The following is a 6,401-nucleotide window of genomic DNA, read 5'->3' on the forward strand; positions in this document are numbered from 1 at the left end:
GACTAATGAGCTTGTAGGTATCACGCCTGTTTCAGCAGCCAGATTTCGCAGTAACAGTTGAATCAAATCTTCAAGTGAGTTTGACTCCATCAACTTTACGAGACTGTGAGCAGTTTCAGGACTCACTGTGGTTAGGGTATCAGTTTCAAAACTGATAGTTATTTCTTTACTAGCGACTTGATTCATTGAATCTGCCAGTGCTGGTCATTAGGAACCGTTGTTTTAATTGAATTGCAAAATCGTTTCAAAAGTAAGTTCATTTTTATCTTTGTTCAACCCACTAATATCGTGCTCAATAACTTGACCTGTATCGGTTTCAAAACGATATACAGTACTCTTGTATTCATCATCTTGGTAAGTTGCAGAAGAAATAGCCTTCAATCTAGTCAGAGACCAGTTATCCTGATTTAGTAAGTGTCCTGGGCTAATCACATATGTCTTATCAATTTTTCGACTCCCCGCAAATTTGGCCAAATCGTCAATATCACCAATAAGATGGGTAGTAGTACAAACTGGCTCTTCAGAATCATCATCGAATTCAGGAACTTCACATATGAACCAAGGCATAAATGCAGATAGCTCAATCTTGTTGAGACTGAAATTTTCACCGTCAAAAAATGCTTTTCGCAAATGAATTTGGCTAGCAAGGAACATTATTTCAATCCAATACGGTTAATGTGTCCTATAGATTATAGTCCTTTAGGGCACATAATGGCTATATAAAGTCCTTTATGGGGACTTAGTATGGAATTTCAAAAAGCTTTAGGTGCTGCAATCCGGGATATCAGAATTACTCGAGAATTGAGTCAAGAATTTTTCAGTGAAATATCAAGCAGGACTTATATGTCAGTACTTGAGAATGGCAGGAAGCAACCCACGGTTTCAAAGATAAATGACCTTTCGAAAGCAATGGGTGTACACCCTTTGACGATTTTGACTTTAGCTTATATAAAATCTGATGAAAAGTTAACTCTCAACGAGCTCCAGAATATTGTTATGCAGGAGCTCTTAATTTTGGAAAAGGTAAAAGACTAATCCAATTCGTCTAGAGCTCTACGCGATAAAAATGTTTAGTTACTCGAAAGAACGCAGTTCGTCATAGATGCTTACAGCAACCTATCATATCGACAACTGCGGAATAGGCACTTATAAACAGCATTGGTTGCATTGATTTATAGCTTCTGAAGGTGGAAGATTTCAAGAGGTATGAGGAATAATACTCTGTACTAATTATGCAGTAATCATTTAGAAGAGTTGTGGCGGCGAGTGAAAGTTCGGTCTAACGCAGGGGGTATCAGTTAATTAAGGCAGTAAACAGAATTCAAGAAGTTTAAATTAAGCGAACGATATATTTTTAATTTCGGGAGACAAAAATGACTAATAACATGGTTTTATTGATTTTTCTTTTCTTGAGCAGTTATCCATCATACTCAATTGCAGAGGATGTTATTGGACCTAATGTTTCAATTGCAAATATTGTCAAAGCTTTAAAAGCAGATGTTCAACTATTTCAAAATTACTCTGCTTCCTTACCTCAAGAATCCAAAACCAATGCATGTAAAGGTAACTTAAATTTCAACATTGAGTCTTTGAAAGTAGTTATGAAAGTTCAATCTGTTGGCGGTAAAGAAGGTAAAGCTGGCCTAGCTATACCTATTGGCACGGGGGCGTTTGAGCCAGGGGTAAATGCTTCAAAAAGAGATACTAACAGTCAAATTCTAACTTTCACGATATACCCCAAGCCTGGTGTTAAATCTGTTGCTTCGAATATTAAAAAAGAAATTAAGTATGACTCCTCACCGATAGCATATACCCTTGCTAGCCTTAGAGATAATCTTCTAGATGCAAGTAGTGTTGAGCCTTGCATGTCTTTCCAAAATCCGAACAAAGATAAAGACGTTGCTTCAACGTTTGAATTTGGCTTTGGAGTCGAGAAAAAGGCATCAGCAAATGCAGGAATTAATTTGATCATCTTCTCAATTGGTGGAGGAAAATCCTCTCTCCAAGAAACTACAAATACAATTACAGTGAGCTTTAGGGGATTTTCTGTTGAGAAAGTTGGTGGAATTGAGATTGAAGGGCCGGGGGCGCTAGCTCCACCGTAATATTTCCCATCAGTTATATTTACGAACTCGAAGAGTGATTTGAGAAAAAACTAAAATATATGAAGTTGGTAAAACATTAGCTTTAAGCGCAATGACATTTGCTCCAGTTAAGTTTGCCAACTTCATCTTGATATCGAATCACATTTGAATTTATGACAACTCACGTCCCAAAGTCTTTTGTATCCTCACTCTAAGCCACTTCGACTTATCGCTCAGTTTTTTGAATACCAAAATCGTGTGCTAATGGGGTTGAATTAAAAATGTTTTTAATTAGAGTTGCTAATCGAGGAGATTTTTGATCTTCAGATATATTTTTACAAGCAATCAAAAAATTATTAATTCCATTTGCAAAATGCCTATCAAATGTTTGCCTTTTAATACTCATATCAATCATCTGCGCCATAAACAGACGCAAATTTTTAATACTTAATGTCCTAATTGTTTTATCAAATTCCTCTACAGTGGATCTTTCAAAAGCAAATGTCTGAATGCTCCCCCACCCATTATTGTCAATTATGTGAAGGCAGGCATCAAAAATACTAGTATTTTCTTTTACTGTAGCTTGCAGATCTTGATAAGCTTTTGAAATATCAGGATGAAGGTGGATACCGTTATTATGATAATAAGTGGTAGTCTCGAATGTTGTTTGAATTGGAGGATTTGCTTTAAAGTTTTCAAGCCAGCCTTTCAGAATTTTTTGTGCAGTAATTTCTCCTCCCGGTAACTTTTCCAAGTATTCCACTACTTCTGAAACATTTGTAGCATTGAGTAGCCCAGCTAATTTAACAAGTTTTTTTGACTGGCTTACGAGTTTTTCGTTACTTAAAAAATGATTCCAATAGAGATCTTCTAAAAATTTACGAGCTTTATTATTGGCTTCTAATTTATTCGTTTCATTTTTATAACGAGTAATCACTTCATCGAATCGAGATTTTTCCAGTATTCCAGACTCAAGGAAATCTACTAACAAAAACTCGAACTCATCACAAGAATGAATACCCATTTCATGAACCAATGTACTCCATCGAGATTTTATTAAATCATCTTCGGATTGTTCCTTAGAATCATTAAGTAGGTTTGCTACTCTTGCTCTCACAATGTTTAGAACAAAATTGAAATCAGGGCCGTCCTCGACACCTTTATAATAAATTGCAGAAAAAAGTACTATTGAAGGAATCATTCTGGCTTGAATAATTGGATCTAACGGCTGCTTTCCCAATATATGGTTCGCCACTTTGATTGCCTTAATAATAATTCTAATATTTGTAAGTCTGCATGTAATGAATGCACGCTTCAGTTCGGATTCATAAATCGAATGTACAAGTGATATTGCAATTGCAAAAGCCTCATCAGCAGATGTATTTAGCTTTATTTCGTGATCAATTACCTTTTCTCTAAACGTTGCCCATAAGTTGTTTTGTCCACCATTACCCCCAAGCCTATTTTCATTGAGTATCAGAATAAATCTACATCCATGACGTTTTGAGTATTCATCAATGAAGCCTAGGACTTCATCTTCTTCTAATTTGTGATTTTTTCTCTCAATGTCATCGATTACGATAGTCTTTTCTTTAAGATACACTGGAGCTAGAAGTAAGAGATTTATATCAGTTAACGCAGCTAGCGCTTTGTAATGCTCTGCGGCAGCTTTGATTCCGACCTTTAAGACATTTTTAAAACTTGAAAATACATCTTCATTACCTTCAACATTTGGAAACGCCGACTCAAGTAATTTTCGTTTAATTTCATCGATTGTCGAAACGCCAAAAAGCGATACATATAAGGATGGGCTATTGTTGCCTCTGGTTAAGTCCCTATCAATTTCATTCCATAAGTGCGTTTTACCAGTCCCCCACTTACCGGAAAGTGCTATGACATTGCAATCGTTAGTGGAAAGTAATTCGAATAATTGATCTTTCGCTTTTTTAAGAGACATTCAATTAACCCAGTCTTTTAACGCTACGGTGTGTTTGGTTATAACCAATTGCAGGATCATTTGATTTTAACGAACGTATGAATTCAGATTCCATGCGGCTAATTTCTGCCTTATCCATTGATTCAAATATTATCTGTTTACGAAGAGTGAAGTCTCGCAGCTCAGCATCAGTAAAATCCTTCTCGACGTTGGCATTAAACCAAGAACCAAAATAACGTAAAGAATGTCCGTTAGCCCCAATATCTTTCCCCACATAAATTTTTCCGTTAGGGAAGGTTAATTTATAGACCACGTAACCAATAGCCATTGCTTTACCTTTATTTAGAATTATGCTCGATAGCTTTCCTGAAAATGCCTTTAACTTATCATTGCTATGACTTGAAGCTGTAAAGTTTTTCTATTTTGAAACCAATTGCTTTTAAGTTTATAGATTAGTTGTATTTGGTTTCCAACTTTTACCTGGCTATCGAAATTATCAATATCATTAACGTTAAACCAAATCGCTTCTACGGTGCCTCGACCAATGTTTAAACTTAGTCTGCAATGAAGACCTTCACTCATCATCTTTATTTTTGATATTTGGAAAGTTCCTTTAAATGTGGGAGATGGAAACTCTCTCCCCCATGGCTCCAGACTTTCAATTTTCTCTAATGTTTTTGAAGTAATTGACTCATTAGGAATTTCTCCATCAATCTGAATAGTCGGTTTAAGTTCTTGATTTCCAATTTGCTTTATTACAGCCTCATCATAGGCATGTGCAAATTTATCAATATCAGAAATCTTAATTGAAGCTCCGGCAGCACCATGATGCCCACCGAAACTAAGCAGAAGCCCTGGGTGTAGTTTATCTACAAATGCCAATGCATCCCTAACATGCAAACCAGGAATACCTCTAAAAGATCCAGATGCAATGTCTTTACTCAATTCCATTAAGTTATTACTTTTAACAACCCTTGGGGAGAAAACTCCTGAAGCCTTACCATAAGCTTCAACAAGTCTACTTGCAGTTATTCCGTGAACTCCACTGTGCCCGTCATCAAAGTAAATTATGATTGAATGGCCGTTAAGTCTCGAAGCTTTAGAGAATGCCCTTTCTCTCATTGATTTTTCGATTTTCTTTCTTTCTTCATTCTCGGACTTAAGAAGTTCCCAATGCTCAGTTGCGGCTTCAACTGTATTCGCTGTTAGAAACTTAAAGCCAGCCTCAGCCCAATCTAATCTGCCGGCAGCAGCAATAGCTGGAGCTAATTTAAATCCAATTGTCTCTGCATCAACAGGCCCATTTTGTTCGGAACAAAATACACTCCAGCAAGCTTTACTTTTATTATTAATTAGCTCGAGCCCACGCTTAACGAAAGTTCGGTTAATTAGACTTTTTACAGGACTCATAGATACGCAGTCTGCGACAGTTGCTACTGCAACATAGTCCATCAATGGCAACAAACTACCTATTTCAGTTTTAAATCCAGAATCAATAAGTGCAGTTCTAACTTTAGCCATAGTTAAAAAGGCGACACCCGCTCCACATACATACTTGTCGTATGATGAATCCTGCCTGATTGGATTAACTACAGCGTAGGCTGAAGGCGGTGGACCGGACTCACCAAGTTCATGGTGATCAGTCACAATTACATCAATTCCTACCTCAGATAGCTTTTTGATTCTAATTTCGTCACTACTTCCTTTATCCGCCGTTATCACCAAGTCTGGCTTAAGGTCAATGATCCTAGCCGCTACTGGCTCGGTAATTCCATATCCTTCTGTTAACCTATGACTGGTAACTACATTCAGTAAGTCACTATCGACCTCAAAAAAATTTACAAATGCGCTCCAAAGCAAAGCAGCTGAAGCAGTGCCATCCATGTCATGATCACAAGCAAATACAATTCTTTCCCTATTTTTAATTGCCTCAACAATACGTTTAACTGCTTTTTCCATATCTGGAATTGCTATTGGGTCTGGCAGGTTCTTTAGTTCAAAACTATTCAATTTTGAATATTCGAAGGACTCATTCAGCCTTGTGGCTAAAACTTTCGCCAACCATTGTTCCAAACCCTGTTGGATAAGGTTTTCCATAACTATTTCATTGATAGGTCGCTCTATCAGCAATGGTTGCGGCAATGTATATTTTTTTATTTGCTCCATGGATTGGAATGTATTACCTATTTTTTTGAAGTGAAGTATTAAAAAATTTATTTAAGCGCTTATTACCTTGCCCAATCTAAATCTTCATAGTCCAGAGTTCATTTTGTAAATAAATATGGTCATAAAATGTAGTTTGTTTACAAATTAATTAACCGAACTCCTAGAGATTGAGTAAATAAAGGCTACGAATGGAAAATGGACAATTATTCATCCGT

At 36.6% G+C, this 6,401-nt stretch carries 6 protein-coding genes; 2 read left to right on the top strand and 4 right to left on the bottom strand.

Features of this window, described 5'->3' with window-relative positions; translation table 11 throughout:
• Nucleotides 1-222: 222 nt before the first annotated feature.
• Entirely contained in the window at nt 223-654 is a 432-nt protein-coding gene (locus ACTS9Y_RS16190; RefSeq protein ID WP_442584238.1) for a hypothetical protein, read from the bottom strand.
• A 90-nt stretch (nt 655-744) separates the two neighbouring features.
• Here ACTS9Y_RS16190 and ACTS9Y_RS16195 point away from each other — a divergent pair, with 90 nt between their 5' ends.
• Nucleotides 745-1,035, top strand: a complete 291-nt coding sequence (locus ACTS9Y_RS16195; RefSeq protein WP_442584237.1) for a helix-turn-helix domain-containing protein — start codon at nt 745-747, stop codon at nt 1,033-1,035.
• 338 nt (nt 1,036-1,373) lie between these two features.
• Entirely contained in the window at nt 1,374-2,105 is a 732-nt protein-coding gene (locus tag ACTS9Y_RS16200; protein ID WP_442584236.1) for a hypothetical protein, read from the top strand.
• A 205-nt stretch (nt 2,106-2,310) separates the two neighbouring features.
• Here ACTS9Y_RS16200 and ACTS9Y_RS16205 read toward each other — a convergent pair whose 3' ends face one another.
• Genes ACTS9Y_RS16205 through ACTS9Y_RS16215 form a run of 3 tightly spaced genes read right to left on the bottom strand, consistent with a single transcriptional unit; the run spans nt 2,311 to nt 6,117 of the window.
• Nucleotides 2,311-4,041 carry a P-loop NTPase fold protein gene (locus tag ACTS9Y_RS16205; protein ID WP_442584235.1) on the bottom strand — a complete coding sequence of 577 codons (1,731 nt, stop codon included), beginning with the start codon at nt 4,039-4,041 and terminating at the stop codon, nt 2,311-2,313.
• A gap of 4 nt (nt 4,042-4,045) precedes the next feature.
• On the bottom strand, nt 4,046-4,348 hold the full coding sequence (locus ACTS9Y_RS16210) for a GIY-YIG nuclease family protein (protein WP_442584234.1): 303 nt from the start codon (nt 4,346-4,348) through the stop codon (nt 4,046-4,048).
• Between the two features lie 50 nt (nt 4,349-4,398).
• A complete protein-coding gene (locus ACTS9Y_RS16215; protein ID WP_442584233.1) occupies nt 4,399-6,117 on the bottom strand; it encodes a single-stranded-DNA-specific exonuclease RecJ in 1,719 nt (572 codons plus the stop codon).
• Between the last annotated feature and the right edge of the window lie 284 nt (nt 6,118-6,401).

It is taken from the genome of Methylophilus sp. (assembly GCF_052173275.1).
GTDB lineage: Bacteria > Pseudomonadota > Gammaproteobacteria > Burkholderiales > Methylophilaceae > Methylophilus.

Bases quoted from the DNA above. Each gene is read 5' to 3' on its own strand.
- ACTS9Y_RS16215 (WP_442584233.1), bottom strand. From the start codon at position 6,117: ATGGAAAACCTTATCCAACAGGGTTTGGAACAATGGTTGGCGAAAGTT.
- ACTS9Y_RS16200 (WP_442584236.1), top strand. From the start codon at position 1,374: ATGACTAATAACATGGTTTTATTGATTTTTCTTTTCTTGAGCAGTTAT.
- ACTS9Y_RS16205 (WP_442584235.1), bottom strand. From the start codon at position 4,041: ATGTCTCTTAAAAAAGCGAAAGATCAATTATTCGAATTACTTTCCACT.
- ACTS9Y_RS16195 (WP_442584237.1), top strand. From the start codon at position 745: ATGGAATTTCAAAAAGCTTTAGGTGCTGCAATCCGGGATATCAGAATT.
- ACTS9Y_RS16190 (WP_442584238.1), bottom strand. From the start codon at position 654: ATGTTCCTTGCTAGCCAAATTCATTTGCGAAAAGCATTTTTTGACGGT.
- ACTS9Y_RS16210 (WP_442584234.1), bottom strand. From the start codon at position 4,348: ATGGCTATTGGTTACGTGGTCTATAAATTAACCTTCCCTAACGGAAAA.